A 544-nucleotide genomic window follows, 5' to 3' on the forward strand; every position below is an offset into this window, starting at 1 on the left:
CATCGTGTCGCACGAAGAACTGGCCCATGGTGTTGGCACCGACCTCCGCAATGCGCAGCCCGCCGAGATAGAGCAGGGTGAACAACCATCGGACGCGGTACGCATGGGCTTTTTCCCGGTCCGTCTGCTTCGGCATCGTCGCAATGAAGTCCTTGACCGCCTGCCACACGCTCGGCTCCAGATAGCGGGTGATACGGGGCGCGGCGTGGCGCGTGCGTTGGCGCGAGAGCGAGAGCGGATTGCCGGCGAGATAGCCGGCCTGCACCAGCCACGAGAACATCACGTTCAGGATGACGGTTGCCTGGCGTTGGCTGGACGACGATAGCGGCCCATAAAACGGCCGCCAGCGCGCGTCGCTGCGCGGATGCTTGCGCCCGCCCCCGGCCACCCACGTGCCGGCAGGCCGCGGATCGGCCAGAAACTGCTGATAGCGCAAGCAGTCTTCATGGGTCAAGGAAGAGAGGGGTTTGCCCATCTCGACGACCGACCAGAGCAGGAGCCGTTCGGCTTCCTTGCGGTAATTCTCGAAGGTGGTTTTCGTGTC

Annotated in this window: 1 pseudogene; it reads right to left on the minus strand. The window is 64.3% G+C overall.

Annotated features, from left to right (window positions below):
• Positions 1-544, minus strand: a pseudogene (locus NCT32_RS33840) (integrase); the annotation flags it as partial.

This window comes from Caballeronia sp. INML2 (assembly GCF_023631365.1).
Lineage (GTDB): Bacteria > Pseudomonadota > Gammaproteobacteria > Burkholderiales > Burkholderiaceae > Caballeronia > Caballeronia turbans.